This is a genomic window from Paraburkholderia terrae (assembly GCF_002902925.1).
In the GTDB taxonomy this organism is placed as follows: domain Bacteria; phylum Pseudomonadota; class Gammaproteobacteria; order Burkholderiales; family Burkholderiaceae; genus Paraburkholderia; species Paraburkholderia terrae.
Genome location: NZ_CP026113.1, coordinates 561,959 through 578,415 on the forward strand (window position 1 = coordinate 561,959; position 16,457 = coordinate 578,415).

At 61.7% G+C, this 16,457-nt stretch carries 13 protein-coding genes; 8 read left to right on the top strand and 5 right to left on the bottom strand.

The window, feature by feature from the left end:
- Window positions 1-73 precede the first annotated feature (73 nt).
- Together C2L65_RS32295 and C2L65_RS32300 are read right to left on the bottom strand one after the other, a co-directional pair.
- Entirely contained in the window at window positions 74-625 is a 552-nt protein-coding gene (locus C2L65_RS32295) for a thioredoxin family protein (protein ID WP_042315757.1), read from the bottom strand.
- A 65-nt stretch (window positions 626-690) separates the two neighbouring features.
- Window positions 691-3,435 carry an MGH1-like glycoside hydrolase domain-containing protein gene (locus C2L65_RS32300; RefSeq protein WP_042315755.1) on the bottom strand — a complete coding sequence of 915 codons (2,745 nt, stop codon included), beginning with the start codon at window positions 3,433-3,435 and terminating at the stop codon, window positions 691-693.
- Between the two features lie 226 nt (window positions 3,436-3,661).
- Between C2L65_RS32300 and C2L65_RS32305 the strand changes: the two genes are divergently transcribed.
- Complete coding sequence (locus tag C2L65_RS32305) at window positions 3,662-4,603, top strand: pseudouridine-5'-phosphate glycosidase (protein WP_042315754.1); 942 nt, start codon at window positions 3,662-3,664, stop codon at window positions 4,601-4,603.
- Between the two features lie 8 nt (window positions 4,604-4,611).
- Here the strand turns inward: C2L65_RS32305 and C2L65_RS32310 are convergent, their stop codons facing one another.
- Entirely contained in the window at window positions 4,612-5,208 is a 597-nt protein-coding gene (locus C2L65_RS32310; RefSeq protein ID WP_042315753.1) for a putative pterin-binding protein, read from the bottom strand.
- Window positions 5,209-5,394: 186 nt separating this feature from the next.
- On the opposite strand from C2L65_RS32310, the gene C2L65_RS32315 reads away from it, so the two are divergent.
- Both C2L65_RS32315 and C2L65_RS32320 read left to right on the top strand, forming a co-directional pair.
- On the top strand, window positions 5,395-5,805 hold the full coding sequence (locus tag C2L65_RS32315; protein ID WP_042315751.1) for a cupin domain-containing protein: 411 nt from the start codon (window positions 5,395-5,397) through the stop codon (window positions 5,803-5,805).
- 956 nt (window positions 5,806-6,761) lie between these two features.
- Window positions 6,762-7,613, top strand: a complete 852-nt coding sequence (locus C2L65_RS32320; protein WP_042316323.1) for an alpha/beta fold hydrolase — start codon at window positions 6,762-6,764, stop codon at window positions 7,611-7,613.
- A 17-nt stretch (window positions 7,614-7,630) separates the two neighbouring features.
- Here C2L65_RS32320 and C2L65_RS32325 read toward each other — a convergent pair whose 3' ends face one another.
- Window positions 7,631-8,146: a GNAT family N-acetyltransferase gene (locus C2L65_RS32325; RefSeq protein ID WP_042316321.1), complete on the bottom strand. Its 516-nt coding sequence runs from the start codon at window positions 8,144-8,146 to the stop codon at window positions 7,631-7,633.
- Between the two features lie 326 nt (window positions 8,147-8,472).
- On the opposite strand from C2L65_RS32325, the gene C2L65_RS32330 reads away from it, so the two are divergent.
- Window positions 8,473-9,849, top strand: a complete 1,377-nt coding sequence (locus tag C2L65_RS32330; protein ID WP_042316319.1) for an MFS transporter — start codon at window positions 8,473-8,475, stop codon at window positions 9,847-9,849.
- Window positions 9,850-9,915: 66 nt separating this feature from the next.
- On the opposite strand, the gene C2L65_RS32335 is transcribed toward C2L65_RS32330, so the two are convergent.
- Window positions 9,916-10,812, bottom strand: a complete 897-nt coding sequence (locus tag C2L65_RS32335) for a GNAT family N-acetyltransferase (protein WP_042316317.1) — start codon at window positions 10,810-10,812, stop codon at window positions 9,916-9,918.
- Window positions 10,813-11,023: 211 nt separating this feature from the next.
- Between C2L65_RS32335 and C2L65_RS32340 the strand changes: the two genes are divergently transcribed.
- The 4 genes from C2L65_RS32340 (at window position 11,024) to C2L65_RS32355 (ending at window position 16,390) form a co-directional block, all read left to right on the top strand.
- Window positions 11,024-12,502, top strand: a complete 1,479-nt coding sequence (locus C2L65_RS32340; RefSeq protein ID WP_042316314.1) for an aldehyde dehydrogenase family protein — start codon at window positions 11,024-11,026, stop codon at window positions 12,500-12,502.
- Between the two features lie 214 nt (window positions 12,503-12,716).
- A complete protein-coding gene (locus C2L65_RS32345; protein ID WP_042316312.1) occupies window positions 12,717-13,385 on the top strand; it encodes a haloacid dehalogenase type II in 669 nt (222 codons plus the stop codon).
- A 26-nt stretch (window positions 13,386-13,411) separates the two neighbouring features.
- Window positions 13,412-14,686, top strand: coding sequence for an NAD(P)/FAD-dependent oxidoreductase (locus C2L65_RS32350; protein ID WP_042316309.1), 1,275 nt, complete (start codon window positions 13,412-13,414; stop codon window positions 14,684-14,686).
- An 81-nt stretch (window positions 14,687-14,767) separates the two neighbouring features.
- A complete protein-coding gene (locus C2L65_RS32355) occupies window positions 14,768-16,390 on the top strand; it encodes an ABC transporter substrate-binding protein (protein ID WP_042316307.1) in 1,623 nt (540 codons plus the stop codon).
- Window positions 16,391-16,457: the final 67 nt, after the last annotated feature.

Sequence of the window (16,457 nt, forward strand, 5' to 3'; positions counted from 1 at the left end):
TTCGCAACCACTATAGTTGCGAAGCGCAACTTATGCAAGTCCGGATATGGGACTCAAACAATGGCCTGTCAGCTCACTCTATCTTCCACTTGATCGAACATCCGAATGCCGGATACTGGGTTTCGGGTGCGGCGCCCGTTTGCGCGATCTGCTGCATCGCCTCGAACAGATCGCGGCGCGCATCGGGAAGTGGGTCTTTGCGCGACGCATCCAGTCTGCCGCGATATCGCAGCAGCAGCCCGGAATCGAAGCCGTAAAACTCCGGCGTGCAGACGGCATCATAGGCGCGCGCGACCTGCTGCGTTTCGTCGAACAGATAGGGGAAAGGCAACTGCCAATCAGCCGACAGCGCGACCATGCGGTCGAACGAATCTTCTGGATAGGTAATGCTGTCGTTCGAGTTGATCCCGACGGTGCCGATACCCCGCGTCGCGAGCTCTCGTGCATCGCGCACGATACGCGGCAACGCGGCTCGCACGTACGGACAGTGGTTGCACATGAAGATCACGACGAGTCCCTTCGGACCGCGCACGTCGTCGAGTGCGTAGGTGCGGCCGTCGGTAGCGGGCAGCGAAAACGCGGGCGCTGCCGTACCCAGTTCGCCTGGAGGAGATTCAGTACCCATCCATTGCTCCTTGATTCGAAGTGTCGAAGAACCTTGTTTCTTTCAGCAGTTGCGACGCTGACGCGCTAACGCCCCATCGACGCAGCCATTGTGTCTTCCTTCATTTGCGTTGCAACGGGCATCGCATCGGGCGCGACATGGGACAGTCGCATCATGCGCGGTTGCAACAGCAGCGCAACGAGTCCCGTCCATCCTGTCTGATGCGAAGCGCCCACGCCACGCCCGTTGTCGCCGTGAAAGTACTCATGGAACAGGATCAGATCCTGTGAACGCGGGTCTGCCTGCAGCATCGGATACGCGGCCATCACGGGACGCACGCCTTGCTCGTTCTTCATGAAGAGTGTGGTGACGCGTCGCGCGAGATCATCGGCGACTTCGCTGAGCGAAGAATACTGCCCCGATCCGGTTGGATGCTCGATACCGAACTCGTCGCCATAGTAGCGATGGAACTCGTATAGCGATTCGATCAGCAGATAGTTGACGGGTATCCACACCGGTCCGCGCCAGTTCGAGTTGCCGCCGAACACACGCGAGTCCGATTCGCCAGGTTGATATTCGATGCAGACATGCACGCCGTCGTGATCGAAAACATACGGTTCCTGGAGATGCACACGCGAAAGCGCCCGCACGCCATAGGGAGAGAGAAATTCGTTTTCATCGAGCGCGCGCTTGAGCAGCGATTTCATTCTGTGTCCGCGCAATAGCGAGAGCAAGGATGTGTTGCCTTTTCCGGATTCCGTCCAGCGCGACACGAGTTTCGCCAGATTCGGCCGGTGATCGAGGAACCATGCGAGCCGTTCGCGCAATCCCGGCAAATGACCATGTATCTGCTCGTCGAGTACGTGTACCGCGAACAGCGGAATCAAGCCGACAATTGACCGAATGCGCATCGGTACGCGCGCGCCATCCGGAAGATGCAGCACGTCATAGAAGAATTCATCGCGTCCATCCCACAGTCCTGTATGACAACCTTCGCCGCAACTGACGGCTTCCGCGATATACAGAAAGTGCTCGAAGAACTTCACTGCGATTTCGACGTACGCCGCGTTCGTCATCGCGAGTTCGAGTCCGATCTGCATCAGATCGAGTGCATAGGAGGCCATCCACGCGGTGCCGTCCGCCTGATCGATGCGGCCGCCCGTCGGGAGCGGAGAAGAGCGATCGAAGATGCCGATATTGTCGAGCCCGAGAAATCCGCCCTGGAAGATGTTGCGGTCGTCTGCGTCCTTGCGGTTGACCCACCACGAGAAATTGAGCAGCAGCTTATGAAACATCACTTCGAGAAACTCGTGATCGCCGACACCCGTGATCTCGCGGTCGAGTTCATAAACACGCCACGTGGCCCACGCATGCACAGGCGGATTCGCATCGCCGAACGCCCATTCGTAAGCAGGCAGCTGCCCGTTCGGATGCATGTAGCGCTCTTTCACGAGCAGTTGCAATTGCTTCTTCGCAAAGTCGGGATCGACGACAGCGAACGCGACCGCATGAAACGCGAGATCCCACGATGCGTACCACGGGTACTCCCATTTGTCGGGCATCGACACGATGTCGCCATTGCACATGTGTCGCCAGTCCGCATTGCGGCCACGCCTGCGGCCTTTCGGCGGCACCGGCTGGCCGGGATCGCCGTCGTGCCAGCGCGTCACGTCGAACTGATAGTACTGCTTCGACCAGAGCATCCCGGCAAGCGCCTGACGTTGCACGAGACGCGCGTCGGCATCGGCGATATCGTGCTGAAGCGCCGCATAGAATTCGTCGGCCTCTGCCTGGCGGCGTGTAAAGAGTGCCGGCATGTCGAGCGGCGCAGCCTCGACAGCGGATTCGGGACGCCAGCGCAGATACAGCACTGACTGTTCGTGCGGGCCAAGCTGGAGAAACACGTGCGCGGCGGCGCGCGTGCCCTTGTCGCGGCGTATCGCGCGTTCGTCGCCATCAACGAGGTAATCGTTGAAGCCGTCCTTGAACGGCCCTTCGCCGTCGATGCCGAAAATGCGGCGCGAGTTGGTTTCGTTTTCGCAGAAGAGCCATTCGATGGGCTGCTGCGCCGCTGCCGTCACGATCGTTGTGTCTAGCGTGGGATTGCGGGCGATGACCCGCGCGCCTTCTGCTGCATTCGGCTCCAGCGTCAGCGATGGCTTGCCGGGCTTGCCCGACCAAGCCCACCGGTTGCGCGCCCAGAACTGCGGCAGCACATGCAGCGTGCCGGGCAGGGTCGAGCGGTTTTCGACAGTCACACGCATGACGATATCGTCATGCGTGTGCTTCGCATATTCGATCCAGACGTCGAAATAGCGGTTGTCGTCGAACACGCCCGTATCGAGCACTTCATATTCGGGCTGGTCCGCGCCGCGCCGCGCGTTTTCGTCGATCAGGTCCTGATACGGGTACGCGTCATGAGGATACTTGTAGAGCATCTTCATGTACGAATGCGTCGGCGTACCGTCCAGATAGAAGTAAAGCTCCTTTACGTCCTCGCCGTGATTGCCCTGCGCGTTCGTCAGGCCGAAGAGTCGTTCCTTGATGATGGGGTCGTGTCCGTTCCAGAGCGCGAGTGACACGCACCAGTCGAGCGGATCATTGCCGAAGCCGGCGATGCCGTCCTCGCCCCAGCGATACATCCGGCTGCGCGCATGGTCGTGTGGAAAGTAGTCCCATGCGGTGCCGTATTCGCTGTAGTCCTCGCGCACGGTGCCCCATTGACGGTCGCTCAGATACGGTCCCCAGCGGCGCCAACGCGCAAGGTCCGGGCCATGAAGACGCGAACCTTCCTTCGACTGGAGCAGATTGATTGCGCTTGCAGGCTGCATGGCACCTCCCGGCCGAAATCGATCGTCCGACACGTTCTACATTTGAACGTCTGTGCTTTTCCGTCTCGCGCGGCATGCGTGGATGGAATCATGATGATATGCGTCAACTCGCTGTATGGCGATTGAAGGGCGCAGCTATCGGTCGAGCCGCGCCGATATTGCATTGTCAATCCGCGCGCGCATTCTGCTGCATACTTGAGCGCATCACATTGCGGAACCTGTCGACATGGATTCGAAGCTCGCACGCTCGTGGTTGACGTTCAGCGCGCCCGTGGCCGCGGCGCAGGCGGCCGGCCGCCCGATAGTCGCGTTGGAGTCGACGATCATCGCGCACGGCATGCCGTACCCGCAGAACGTGCGCACGGCGCGCGAAGTGGAAGCGGTGATCCGCGATCTCGGCGCACAGCCCGCGACGATCGCGCTGATCGGCGGGCGCATCCGCATTGGACTGTCGGATGATGAACTCGAACTGATTGCCCGCTCCGACAACGTACACAAGGTCAGCCGCCGCGATCTGCCGGCCGTGCTGGCAAGCGGCGGACTCGGCGCGACGACGGTGGCAGGCACGATGATCTGCGCCGCGCTGGCGGGGATCGAGGTGTTCGTCACGGGCGGCATTGGCGGCGTGCATCGAGGCGCGCCGGAGAACTTCGACATATCAGCGGACTTGCAGGAACTGGCGAAGACGTCGGTTGCGGTGGTCTGTGCGGGCGCGAAATCGATTCTCGACATCGGGCTCACACTGGAATATCTGGAAACGCATGGCGTGCCCGTGCTCAGTTGCGAGCAGGACAACTTCGCCGCGTTTTATACGCGCGACAGCGGCTTTCGCGCGGATTTCAGACTCGACGATGCGGCGGAGCAGGCACGCTTCATTCGCGCAAAGTGGGACTTGGGCCTCACGGGCGGCGTCGTGTTGAGCACGCCCGTACCCGAAGCCGCTGCGATGCCGTCCGAAGAGATTGACACGTTGACCCGGCAGGCGCTCGAAGAAGCCGCTGCACAAGGCATCACTGGAAAAGCCGTGACGCCGTTCCTGCTGGCACGCATCAAGGCGCTGACAGGCGGGCGCAGTCTCGCGACCAATATCGCGCTGGTGAAGCACAACGCCGAGGTCGGCGCGCGGCTCGCGTTAGCGCTGGCCAATGAAGGACAAGCGGCCGCATGAATATGCCTCTAGGTCTCGGATACCTGAATCTGATAAAGGCCCCACGGAGACAATACGAAGCGATCCTTGAGCGGCTTTGCTGCGAATTCCGGGATCTTGTCGGCATCGTAGATTGCCCATAGCGGACCGAGGCCGCCCAAGGGCATCGGCTTGCCGTCCATATGCGTCGCGACGATGAAGTGCCATGCGCGAATGTTGTCGAGCGTGGTCAACACTGCGTATCCGTCGACGGCGCGCAAGGAAATCTTCGTGTCGCCCGCGCTGGGTGCGCCGGCCTGCTCGAGTACATTGGCCAGCAATGGCCCGCTTAGCGTGTGCTGCTTCGCGTCGTATTCGATGGTTGGCTTGATGGTGACGGCGGGCAGACTCGCGAGCGACGGATAGTCGAATGTATAAGCCGACGTGAATTTGACGAGTTGCTTGGCCATCAATGGATCGAATGCCGGATCGAGCGCGCCGCGATTCGTGCGTTTGATCGCGCCGGACACGGTGAGTATCGCGGGAGCCGCAGCGCAGGCAGTGGTTTTTGCATTCGTCGCGCCGAGTGCGGGCGTCACGCTGACGCCGATGGCGGCGGCGCTGGTCAGGAACTGACGTTTGTTCATGTTTATTGGCTCCGCGGATGTCGTTGATTGCTTTTCGAATCTTATACACCGACAACAAGTATCTGGCGTTGCCGGTGGCATGTTCAGTGAACGCTTCACGAGGCGCTTTTTGTGTGGCTTTGCCCGTAACGCCCCGGCGTAGAATCTCTCTGTATTCAGCGTCTCACCGAACCGGGAGAATCGCATATGGAAGACGATTCACAACAAGAACTCGCGCAACTCGTCGTCGTGCGGCCCGACAGGGAAATTGCCACGACGCAGCGTTTGCCGTACTTCGTCGGCATTTCGTCAACTACAGCGGGCGCGCAGGGACTATCGATGCATCTCGTCGTCGTTCCGCCCGGTGGGCATGCCGAGCCTCACATCCACTGCGGTTATGAAACGGGAATCTATGTGCTCGAAGGGCGCGTGGAGACGCGTTATGGACCGGGCCTGCGTCAGTCGATCGTCACGGAAGCAGGGGACTTTCTGTTCATTCCGCCTGGCGTGCCGCATCAGCCGTTCAATCTCAGCATGACGGAGTCGGCGCGCGCTGTCGTGGCGCGGAATCGTCCTGATGAGACGGAGCAGGTGTTGCCGTACGACGTTGTTGAATAACCGCAAGCGGTTCGGTGGTTCGGTTTTTTTGGGGCTTTTCGCTGGCATCCGGTTTGGTTTTTTTAGGGTTTTCGCTGGCATCCGCGCTTTGTTAGCTTGCTTCAAGCGTCGCCCCTGTGCGGGGCGGCACCTACTTTTCTTTGCCGCCGCAAAGAAAAGTAGGCAAAAGAAAGCGGCTAACACCGCTAATTCTTGTGTTTGCCTGAGGGCCCCCACAGGGTCTTACGCTTCACACGGCAATCACGTGACCCATGTTCGTTGCCAACGCTCTTGCGGTGCGCCTCACGCGCTTCATATGTCCGCGTCGCACCACGCCGTGCCAGATATTCCATGGCCGCCCAGGTGGCAAACTGTGTGTAGGCCGTAGTGCCTCGCACGCCTCACTTCGAACCGATAGCGCGCGCCTCTATGTAAGAGCGCCAGGTTATACGACGCGACAACCTACACACAGTTTGCCACCTGGGCGGCACATATCATTCGCTGCCGCTGGCGCGAGTACGGGTATTCGAAGCGGGTGAGGCGTTCATTCGAAGCGTTAGCAACGCACGTGAACAAGGGTGTTGTCGTGTGAAGCGTAAGACCCGTTGGGGACCCTCAGGCAAACACAAGAATTGGCGGTGTTAGCCGCTTTCTTTTGCCTACTTTTCTTTGCGGCGGCAAAGAAAAGTAGGTGCCGCCCCGCACAGGGGCGACGCGTGAAGCACGCTAACAATTCGCGGATGCCATCGCAAGGGCAAACCCACATGGACGACGCGTGAACGACAAACACCGTAACCCGGATGCCAGCGCAAAAGCCGAGCACGCCGACCGGCAACGCCAACAGACAACACCCGCGCCGCGAAGCCCCAACCGATATCAGAAAACCTGATCGTTCCGATCCAAATTACGCGTTTTTCTTACGCCTGCGAATCCTGCATAGTAGACACACCCCGATACACACGAAGGTAGTGACTGCCATGAACATGCGAACCGACCCCGCATTGCTCGCCGACCCTCAGCTGAGTTTTGCGAACGTCGCATCAGGCATCTGCATTCCCTATGTCGAGCGGGGCGCGGGCGAGCCCGTCGTGTTCGTACACGGTTCACTCTGCGATTACCGCTACTGGGACGCGCAGATCGCGCCTTTGTCCGCGCATTTTCGCTGTATCGCGCCGAGCCTCAGTCACTATTGGCCCGCCGCCGAAGCGTGCATCCAGAATGAGTTCGGCTGGCAAGAACACGTCGGCGAGCTGGCTGAGTTCATCGTTGCGATGGATCTCGCGCCCGTTCATCTCGTGGGGCATTCGCGCGGCGGCTGCATCGCATTCCAGCTTGCGCGCGACTATCCGCGTCTCGTCAAAACCTTGACGCTTGCCGATCCGGGCGGCCCCTTGCAACTGGACGGCATGCGCGAAGCGTCATTGCCCTCGGCGATGAACGCATTGCGTGCCAAGGTGGCCGGCATGATCGAGGAGGGTGTCGTGGAGCCCGGCCTCGAACTGTTCGTCGATTCCGTCAGTGCGCCGGGCGCCTGGAGAAAGAGCACAGACGCGTTCCGTATGATGGCAATCGACAACGCCAGCACGCTGCCCAAGCAGTTTCTCGATCCGCTGCCCGCGTATTCGCGCGATACGGCGTCACAAGTGACATGCCGGACACTGCTGATCGACGGACAGAAGAGTCCGCGCATGTTCCGCAACAACGTCGAAAGCCTCGAAGGCTGGATCTATCTCGCGGAACGAGGCACGATAGCGGGCGCTTCGCATGGCATGAACGTCGCGAATCCGGCCGCCTTCAACAGAATGCTGCGTTCGTTCATCGACTACTGACGCGCACTAAAACCCACTCAACCGAGCCGCAAGATCATCTCGACTTCGCGATCCGTGTCGTCGTCGATCGCTTCTTCGCACGGCTCGTTTTCCACGGCTTCAAAGCCTGTCGACCGATATAGCGCGATCGCACTGACGTTCTCCACGCCTGTATTGAGCGCGATCTGCGTCAGGCCCATCGCGCGCGCCTGATCGACGGCAGTCGCGATCAGTCGCCGCGCGATGCCGCTCCTTCGATGCGTGTGTACGACGAACAACCCCCACAGAAAGCCCTTTTGCTGCACGGGACGCAGCGGATAACGCCGCAGTCCGGCGACGGCGACAAGCGTCTCGCCGGCGAAAGCGCCGAACACCACCTGATTCGCCGTCGCACAGATGCGCGCCTCGATTTCATCGATCGTTCGTTTTTCTTCTTCCGCACGTGTCGACAGAAAAGTCTCCGGGGCTTCGTCGATCGCGCACAGACGTAGCGACGCATAGGCGGCGGCGTCGCTGGCGCATAAGGGGCGGATGATCGGGCTGACTGATTCCATCGCGCGATTTTAAGGTACGAGCCGCGGCGTGGGCTTCATCAGCTTTAAAAGCAGATTGAAATACGTCGTCGTACAACAATCATCTGAGGATGCGTTTCTGAGTTTCAGCGGGGAGACAAAGTACAGACGGAATATGCCGGTCAGCACAGCATTGGCCAAGGCTGCAAAGGCGCGCCAGGGTAAACGCCGGATTGTAAAAAATGGTGCGACGCTTCAATCTGTCATCAGACAACCTATGAGGCGGAGAATGTGTTTCCACATTCGTTGCGCTCGCCGGTTGCGCAATCTTGCCGGCTGAACGCTGGTGCGCAAGGAGGAGACAGTACATGGCCAACGTTGTCCAAGGCGTGACCGCTGAGAGGCGAACCCGCATCCGCTACGGGATTGTCGCGATGCTGTTCTTCGTCACGGCCGTCAACTATGCAGACCGTGCAACGCTTTCGATGGCGGGCACGTCGATGTCGAAAGACCTCGGTCTGGATGCTGTGGCCATGGGTTTCATCTTCTCCGCGTTTGGCTGGTCGTATGTGATCGGCCAGTTGCCGGGCGGCTGGCTGCTCGACCGCTTCGGCTCGAAGCGCGTCTACGCGGCCAGCATTTTCATCTGGTCGCTGTTCACGGTCATGCAGGGCACGGTGACCTTTCTGAGCGTCTCAGTCGCTGTCACCACGCTATTCGCGCTGCGCTTTCTGGTGGGCCTCGCCGAAGCGCCGTCGTTTCCTGCCAATGGGCGCATCGTCGCTTCGTGGTTTCCCGCTGCGGAGCGCGGCACGGCGTCGGCCATTTTCAACTCCGCGCAGTACTTCGCGACGGTGCTGTTCGCGCCGATCATGGGCTGGGTCACGCACCGTTTCGGCTGGCCGTATGTGTTCTATTTCATGGGGGCAGTGGGGATCGTCGTGAGCCTCGTCTGGATGAAGACGGTCTACAGCCCGAAGAACCATCCTCGGATCAGCCGCGCAGAACTCGACTATATCCAGGAAGGCGGCGCGCTCATCGACATGGACGGGCCGAAGAAGAGCCGCGCCGCGAGTCAGGCCGCAACGCTCGCCAGTGCCTCGACGCAAAGCGCGAACGAAGCGCCGAAAGGGTCGTACGTCAAGCAACTGCTCAGCAACCGGATGCTGCTTGGCGTGTACATCAGCCAGTATTGCATTACCACGCTCACGTATTTCTTCCTGACGTGGTTCCCCGTTTATCTCGTCAAAGAGCGTGGCATGTCCATTCTCAATGCGGGCTTTGTCGCCGCATTGCCGGCGGTGTGCGGATTCGTCGGCGGCGTGCTCGGCGGCATCTTCTCCGATTTCCTGATCCGCAAGGGCTGCTCGCTGACCGTTGCGCGCAAGGTGCCGATCGTCGTGGGCATGCTGCTGTCGACCAGCATGATCGCCTGCAACTACGTGGACTCGTCCGCCGTCGTCGTTGCGATCATGGCGTTCGCGTTCTTCGGCAAGGGCTTGGGTGCGCTCGGGTGGGCGGTCGTTGCGGATACATCGCCGAAGCAGATCGCGGGGCTGAGCGGCGGCATGTTCAACATGTTCGGCAACGTCGCCGCCATCACGACGCCGATCATCATCGGCTATATCGTCAAGGCGACGGGGTCGTTTAGCGGCGCGCTGGTGTTCGTTGCCTGCAATGCACTGGTTGCGATTGTCAGCTACCTGGTGATCGTCGGAGAAATCAAGCGCGTTGAATTGAAGTGAGTCCACATGGCCCGCTATGCTCGATTGCTGTATCGAGCGTAGCGGGCTTTTTTACGCCGACGTATTTCACCACACCGCCTGACTCGTAATCGCGAACTGCTTCAACTGCGCATCGACAGGCAGCGGTCCATTGCGCATCATCTTCTCGATGCTATCCACATGCGGCAGCCCAAGTCCTTCGAGCCACGACGAAAGCCCGAACTCGACGGGCGTATCGATCCGCACGAACATACCCGCGTGCAGCGCGAGCCAATGACTGATCAGCGCCTTCGCGCGGCTGGAGTCGGGTGAATCAGGCGCGATGACGGGACCGATCACATGCCCATCGCCGAAACGCCTGAACAGTGCAAAGCCGATCAGTTCGCCATCGCGATCGAGCGCGATGCCGCTCGCGATATCGAGCAGCGCCGGCAGTAGCTCACGCCGGTCCAGTCCGCCTGCGCGCGAAGCGAGTTCGACGAGACGCGGCGCGTCGTTGACGCCGAGCGGGCGCAGCCGCTCGCCCGGTGGCAGCGAAACGAGCGGCGGCTGAAACGCCGCGCCCTGATGCTGGTTGATCGTGCCGATGCGCTGAAAGCCCAGCTTCTCGCACAGCGACACGCCAGCCGGGCTCGCATGAATCAGCAACGTGCGCGGGCCGAGTTCGTTCATCAACAGTTCGATCAGCTTGCGTCCAACGCCGCTTCGCTGCCGCTCGGGCGCGACGATGATCATGCCGAGCGTCGCCGCTTCACGTCCGAAGCGCCACGCAAGCGCGGTGCCGATCACGCCGCTCGCATCTTCTGCGACGAAGCCCTGGCCGATGCGCGCCGCGAAGCGCCAGTCATCGGGACGATGCCGCCACCTGACGGCGCTGGATAGCGCATGTCCTGCCGCGATGTCGTCGGAGGTGAAAGGGCGATAGTCGATCACATCGTTCCTGTTTGGGTCGGACACGCCGGCCTCCTCGTTCTGAAGACACATACCGTGACTCTCTCACTGTATCGCCCGCCTGACTAGGACGATCCTTTTGCTGCGCGGGTCGCAAACGCACGGCAGATGATGCAACGCAAAACGCGGGGTTCCGGCGACGATAACGCGTCAATTGTGCTGTGGGTGCTTTTTTGTCGGTGCAATATGCCGCGTCCGTGAGCCTACGATTTCCAGCATCGAAGGCAATCGAGGACTCACACAAATGGACCGTTTCGATCCCGCAACGATCGACGTGCGCAGCGGACATTTCATCGGCGGATCATATGTCGATGAACATGGCCCGCGAATCGACGTCGCGCGCCCATCCGATGGCGTGGTCTACGCATCGGTGCCCATCGCCGACGCCGACATGATCGACCGTGCCGCGCAGAACGCATGGACGGCATGGCGCACGAGCGGCTGGGCGCGCATCGCACCGCGCGAACGTGCGCGCGTGCTGCGGCGTTTCGCCGAGCTCGTCGCCGCGGATGCAGAAACGCTCGCGCCGCTCGAAGCGCTCGGCTCGACGCGGCCCATTCGCGACGCGTTCAACTGGGATGTGCCGTTCACCGCGGAAGGCATCCGCTTCTACGCGGAGTTCGCCGACAAGATCGGCGGCGACGTTGTCGCGACCGATCACGATCATCTCGGCATGACGATCGCCGAACCGTACGGCGTGATCGCCGCTATCGCGCCGTGGAATTTCCCGCTCGTGATGGCGTCGTGGAAGATTGCGCCCGCGCTCGCAGCGGGCAACGCGGTCGTGCTGAAACCCTCGGAGATGACGCCCTTTTCCGTGCTGCGGTTAGCCGAACTCGCGGTCGAAGCGGGCGTGCCGCCTGGCATCTTCAACATCGTGCAAGGCGACGGACGCACGACAGGCGACGCGCTCGTGCGTCATCCGCGCCTCGCGAAGGTGACGTTCACCGGCTCGACGCGCACGGGCGCGGCGATCATGGCCGCCTGCGCCGAAACGGGCACGAAGCCCGTCACGCTCGAACTGGGCGGCAAGAGTCCGCAGATCGTATTCGCCGACGCGCCGCGTATCGACGATGTCGCGCACCGTATTGCCGGCGCGATCACGACCAACGCGGGACAGGTGTGCGTCGCGGGCTCGCGGCTGCTGGTCGAAAGGTCGATCGCAGACGAACTGGCCGGGCGCATCCAGCGCATATTCAGCGAACTGAAGGCAGGCGCGACATGGACGCCTGGCACGACGCTGCCACCGATCATCTCCGAGCCGCAAGCGGCGCGCATTGAAGCCATCGTGGAGCGCAGCGTCGCTAGCGGCGCGACCCTGCGTTGCGGCGGCCAGCGCGCGGACGCGGCGACGCCCGGCGCGTTCTACACGCCGACGCTGCTCACCGGCGTCACGCCGCAAACGGACGCCGTGCGCGAGGAAATCTTCGGCCCCGTGCTGACCTTGCAAACCTTCGACACCGAAGACGAAGCGCTCGAACTCGCCGCGCATCCCGACTACGGCCTGGCGGCAGGCGTGCATACAGCGGATCTGGGCCGCGCGCTGCGCATGGTGCGCGGCATCGAGGCGGGCACGGTATGGGTCAACCGTTACGGCCGTACCAGCGACTTCATGATCCCAACGGGCGGCTACAAGCGCTCGGGTTTGGGCAAGGATCTCGGGCGGCAGGCGTACGAAGCGAATCTGCGCTTCAAGAGCGTGCTGATCGACGTTCGCGCCTGACGAATCAGGGCAACTACCTACGACGCGATAGCGCCAGAAAAGCCGCCGCATAGTCTGCTGCCGACGCCCCTCAAAACGCGTGGTTTGTATCGTCGGAGGCATTCGAATCAGCGACCACTGAAGTTTTTGCACTGTTTAAATTTTCCACAGGGATGCGTTTCCTGTTTTCGCCACTGAACTCCGTATGGGTTCACAACACGATAGGACTGACACCATGATCGATTTCGAGCCGAAGTACATCACGTTCGACTGCTACGGCACGCTGACGAAATTCCGCATGGCCGACATGGCTCGCGAGATGTACGCCGACCGCCTGCACGGCGCGGAACTGGAGCAATTCGTCGCTTTCTTCGCGGGCTATCGCCGCGATGAAGTGCTCGGCGCATGGAAGCCGTATCGCGACGTGATCGTCAACTCGGTGCGCCGCGCGTGCAAGCGCATGAACATCGAGTTCAATGAAGCAGAAGCTGAAAAGTTCTACTTCGCCGTGCCGACGTGGGGCCCGCATCCGGACGTGCCGGAAGGTCTGTCGCGTCTGGCGAAGAAGTACAAGCTCGTGATTCTTTCGAATGCTTCGAACGATCAGATCCAGAGCAACGTCGACAAGCTCGGTGCGCCGTTCCATCGCGTGTTCACCGCGCAGCAGGCGCAATCGTACAAGCCGCGTATGCAGGGCTTCGAGTACATGTTCGACCAGTTGAACTGCAATCCGCAGGACGTGCTACATGTGTCGTCGAGCCTGCGCTACGACCTGATGACGGCGCACGACATGGGCATCAAGCACAAGGCCTTCGTCAAGCGCGGCCACGAGCCCAGCACGCCGTACTACGAGTACTACGAAGTCGACACGATCGGCGACCTCGCGTCGAAGCTCGGCCTCTGATCCACGCATCCGCGCAAAGGCACCCGATGAAACTCGACTCCTACTGGCTCGACACCGCGCCCGCCGGCATTCAGGTGAGCGAGGGGCCTGTCGAAGGCCATGTCGACGTCGCCGTGATCGGCGGCGGCTTCACCGGGCTGTCCGCTGCGTTGGCGCTCGGCAAGCGGGGCGCGTCGGTGGCGGTGCTCGACGCCGGGCGGATCGGCGGCGGCGCGTCGGGACGCAACGGCGGCCAGTGCAACACGGGCGTCGCGCAGGACTATGCGGCGCTGCGCGCGCAGTTGGGCATCGAACGCGCGCAGGGTTGCTATCGCGCGTATGCGGCCGCCGTCGATACCGTCGAGCGCCTGATCCGCGACGAGCAGATCGATTGCGACTATCTCGCGTCGGGCAAGCTGAAGCTCGCCGCGAAGCCGCACCATCTCGCGCATCTCGAACAGACGGCCGAATTGATCCAGCGTGAAGTCGATCCCCATGTCGAGATCATCACGCGTGACGGGATTCGCAGCGAAGTCGATTCGGACAGTTTTTTCGGCGGCCTGCTGCAAAAGCGCGGCGGTCAGATGCACATGGGCAAGTTCGCCGTCGGGCTGGCGAACGCGGCAACACGCAACGGCGCGCGTCTATTCGAGCACGCAACCGTCACGGCGATCGCGAAGGATCGCGGCGCGTATCGCATCGATTCGTCGCGCGGCACGTTGCGCGCGCAGCAGGTGTTGATCGCGACGGGGCCTTCGCGGCATGGGCCGTTCGGCTGGTATCGACGCAGGCTCGCGCCCGTTGGCTCGTTCATCGTCGTGACGGAGCCGTTGCCTGTGGAACACCTTGCGCGCCTGCTGCCGCAGCGCCGCTCGTACACGACGAGCCGACTGATGCACAACTATTTCCGCGTCACGCCCGATTCACGCTTACTGTTCGGCGGACGTGCGCGTTTCACCGCTTCCGAGCAGCCATCCGACGCAAAGAGCGGCCGCATCCTGCAAGCGAATCTCGCGGCGACGTTCCCGAGCCTCGCGAGTGCGCGCATCGACTATTGCTGGGGCGGACTCGTCGATATCACTGCGGACCGTCTGCCGCGCGCCGGGCAGCATGATGGCCTGTACTTTTCGATGGGCTACAGCGGGCACGGCACGCAGATGTCGACGCACATGGGCCAGGTGATGGCCGACGTGATCGGCGGCAATGCGGCGGCGAACCCGTGGCGCGATTTCGACTGGCCCGCGATTCCGGGACATACGGGCAAGCCGTGGTTTCTGCCGCTCGTCGGCGCGTACTACCAGATCAAAGACGTTTTCTATTGACGTTGCTTGCTGACGTCACGCACACAGACAGCACGAAGCTGCCGATTGATTTCCCACAAGCCATCTCACGCGGAGAGTTTCATGAGCATCGATAAATCGCCTGAAGCAGTCGCCCATGCCGGCATCCGGCTCGAAGAGTTGACGCGGCGCGGCGCATCGCGGCGCGAGGTCCTGCGCGCGATGGCGGCGGGCGGACTGATGTCGCTGACGGGCGCAGGCCTGCTCGCGTCCAGCAGCGGCGCATTCGCGCAGCAGCAGGGCAAGCCGAAGCAGGGCGGCAAGATTCGCGTGGCGACGCAGTCGTCGTCATCGGCCGATACGCTCGACCCGGCGAAGGGCGCGCTTGGCACCGATTACGTGCGCGCCAACATGTTCTATAACGGCCTGACGGAACTCGATCCGCACCTGGGCGCGAAGATGGCGCTCGCGGAGTCGCTGGAAACGAAGGACGCGACCGTGTGGGTCGTCAAGCTGCGCAGCGGTGTGCAGTTTCACGACGGCAAGTCGCTCACGCCGAACGACGTGATCTATTCGCTGATGCGTCACAAGGACCCGGCCGTTGCGTCGAAAGCGAAGACGCTCGCCGACCAGATCAAGGAAGCGAAGGCGACGGGCCCGAACGAAGTGACGATCACACTCGAAGGCGCGAACGCGGACCTGCCGGTGATTCTCGCGACATCGCACTTCCTGATCGTCAAGGACGGCACGACCGACTTCAAGACGGCTGTCGGCACGGGTCCTTTCAAGCTCAAGGAGTTTGCGCCCGGCGTGCGCACAGTCGGCGTGCGAAACGAGAAGTACTGGAAGCCCGGCATGCCGCATCTCGACGAGGTGGAGCTGATTGGCATCGGCGACGAATCGGCGCGTGTGAATGCGCTGCTTTCGGGCGATGTGCAACTGATCAATGCCGTCAGCCCGCGTTCGACGGCGCGCATCAAGGGCACACCCGGCTTCTCGGTGCTCGAGACGAAGACAGGCCAGTACACGGATCTGATCATGCGCGACGAAGGCGGCATCACGGGCACCGCGGACTTCCGCCGTGGCCTGACGCACCTGATGGACCGCGAGCAGATTCGCCGCGCGGTGTTCCTCGGCTATGGATCGATCGGTAACGACCAGCCTATCGACCCGACCAACAAGTACTACCTGAAGGGCCTGCCGCAACGCCCGTTCGATCCGGAGAAAGCGAAGTTCTACTTCCAGAAGGCAAAGCTCGGCAGCGCGCCTGTGCAACTCTACGCGTCGCCCGCCGCCGAAGGCTCCGTCGAAATGGCGATGCTGCTGCAACAGGTCGCGCCGCAAGCGGGCCTGAACCTGCAGGTGGTGCGCGTGCCGTCCGACGGCTACTGGTCGAACCACTGGATGAAGCATCCGCTCGGCTACGGCAACATCAACGCGCGCCCGAGCGCCGACGTGCTGTTCACGCAGTTCTTCAAGTCGGATGCGCCGTGGAACGAAGCGAACTGGAAGAACCCGAAGTTCGACCAGATGCTGGTCGCCGCGCGCGGCGAGCCGGACGACGCGAAGCGCAAGCAGATCTACGGCGACATGCAGCAGCTCGTACACGATGACGGCGGCATCGGCATTCCGATGTTCCAGAGTTCGCTCGACGCGCACTCGTCGAAGCTCAAGGGTCTGGGCTCGATTCCGCTCGCGGGCCTGATGGGCTTTATGTTCGCGGAGAACGTCTGGCTCGAAGCGTGAGCATGCCTTGCCACTGCGCGTGCCGCCCAAAGGCGGCGCGCGGTTTCAACGAAGGAGGCGATATCCG

What these genes read in the sequence shown, in the direction of transcription:
- C2L65_RS32295 (WP_042315757.1), bottom strand. Translation starts at nt 625, where the DNA reads ATGGGTACTGAATCTCCTCCAGGCGAACTGGGTACGGCAGCGCCCGCG.
- C2L65_RS32300 (WP_042315755.1), bottom strand. Translation starts at nt 3,435, where the DNA reads ATGCAGCCTGCAAGCGCAATCAATCTGCTCCAGTCGAAGGAAGGTTCG.
- C2L65_RS32305 (WP_042315754.1), top strand. Translation starts at nt 3,662, where the DNA reads ATGGATTCGAAGCTCGCACGCTCGTGGTTGACGTTCAGCGCGCCCGTG.
- C2L65_RS32310 (WP_042315753.1), bottom strand. Translation starts at nt 5,208, where the DNA reads ATGAACAAACGTCAGTTCCTGACCAGCGCCGCCGCCATCGGCGTCAGC.
- C2L65_RS32315 (WP_042315751.1), top strand. Translation starts at nt 5,395, where the DNA reads ATGGAAGACGATTCACAACAAGAACTCGCGCAACTCGTCGTCGTGCGG.
- C2L65_RS32320 (WP_042316323.1), top strand. Translation starts at nt 6,762, where the DNA reads ATGAACATGCGAACCGACCCCGCATTGCTCGCCGACCCTCAGCTGAGT.
- C2L65_RS32325 (WP_042316321.1), bottom strand. Translation starts at nt 8,146, where the DNA reads ATGGAATCAGTCAGCCCGATCATCCGCCCCTTATGCGCCAGCGACGCC.
- C2L65_RS32330 (WP_042316319.1), top strand. Translation starts at nt 8,473, where the DNA reads ATGGCCAACGTTGTCCAAGGCGTGACCGCTGAGAGGCGAACCCGCATC.
- C2L65_RS32335 (WP_042316317.1), bottom strand. Translation starts at nt 10,812, where the DNA reads ATGTGTCTTCAGAACGAGGAGGCCGGCGTGTCCGACCCAAACAGGAAC.
- C2L65_RS32340 (WP_042316314.1), top strand. Translation starts at nt 11,024, where the DNA reads ATGGACCGTTTCGATCCCGCAACGATCGACGTGCGCAGCGGACATTTC.
- C2L65_RS32345 (WP_042316312.1), top strand. Translation starts at nt 12,717, where the DNA reads ATGATCGATTTCGAGCCGAAGTACATCACGTTCGACTGCTACGGCACG.
- C2L65_RS32350 (WP_042316309.1), top strand. Translation starts at nt 13,412, where the DNA reads ATGAAACTCGACTCCTACTGGCTCGACACCGCGCCCGCCGGCATTCAG.
- C2L65_RS32355 (WP_042316307.1), top strand. Translation starts at nt 14,768, where the DNA reads ATGAGCATCGATAAATCGCCTGAAGCAGTCGCCCATGCCGGCATCCGG.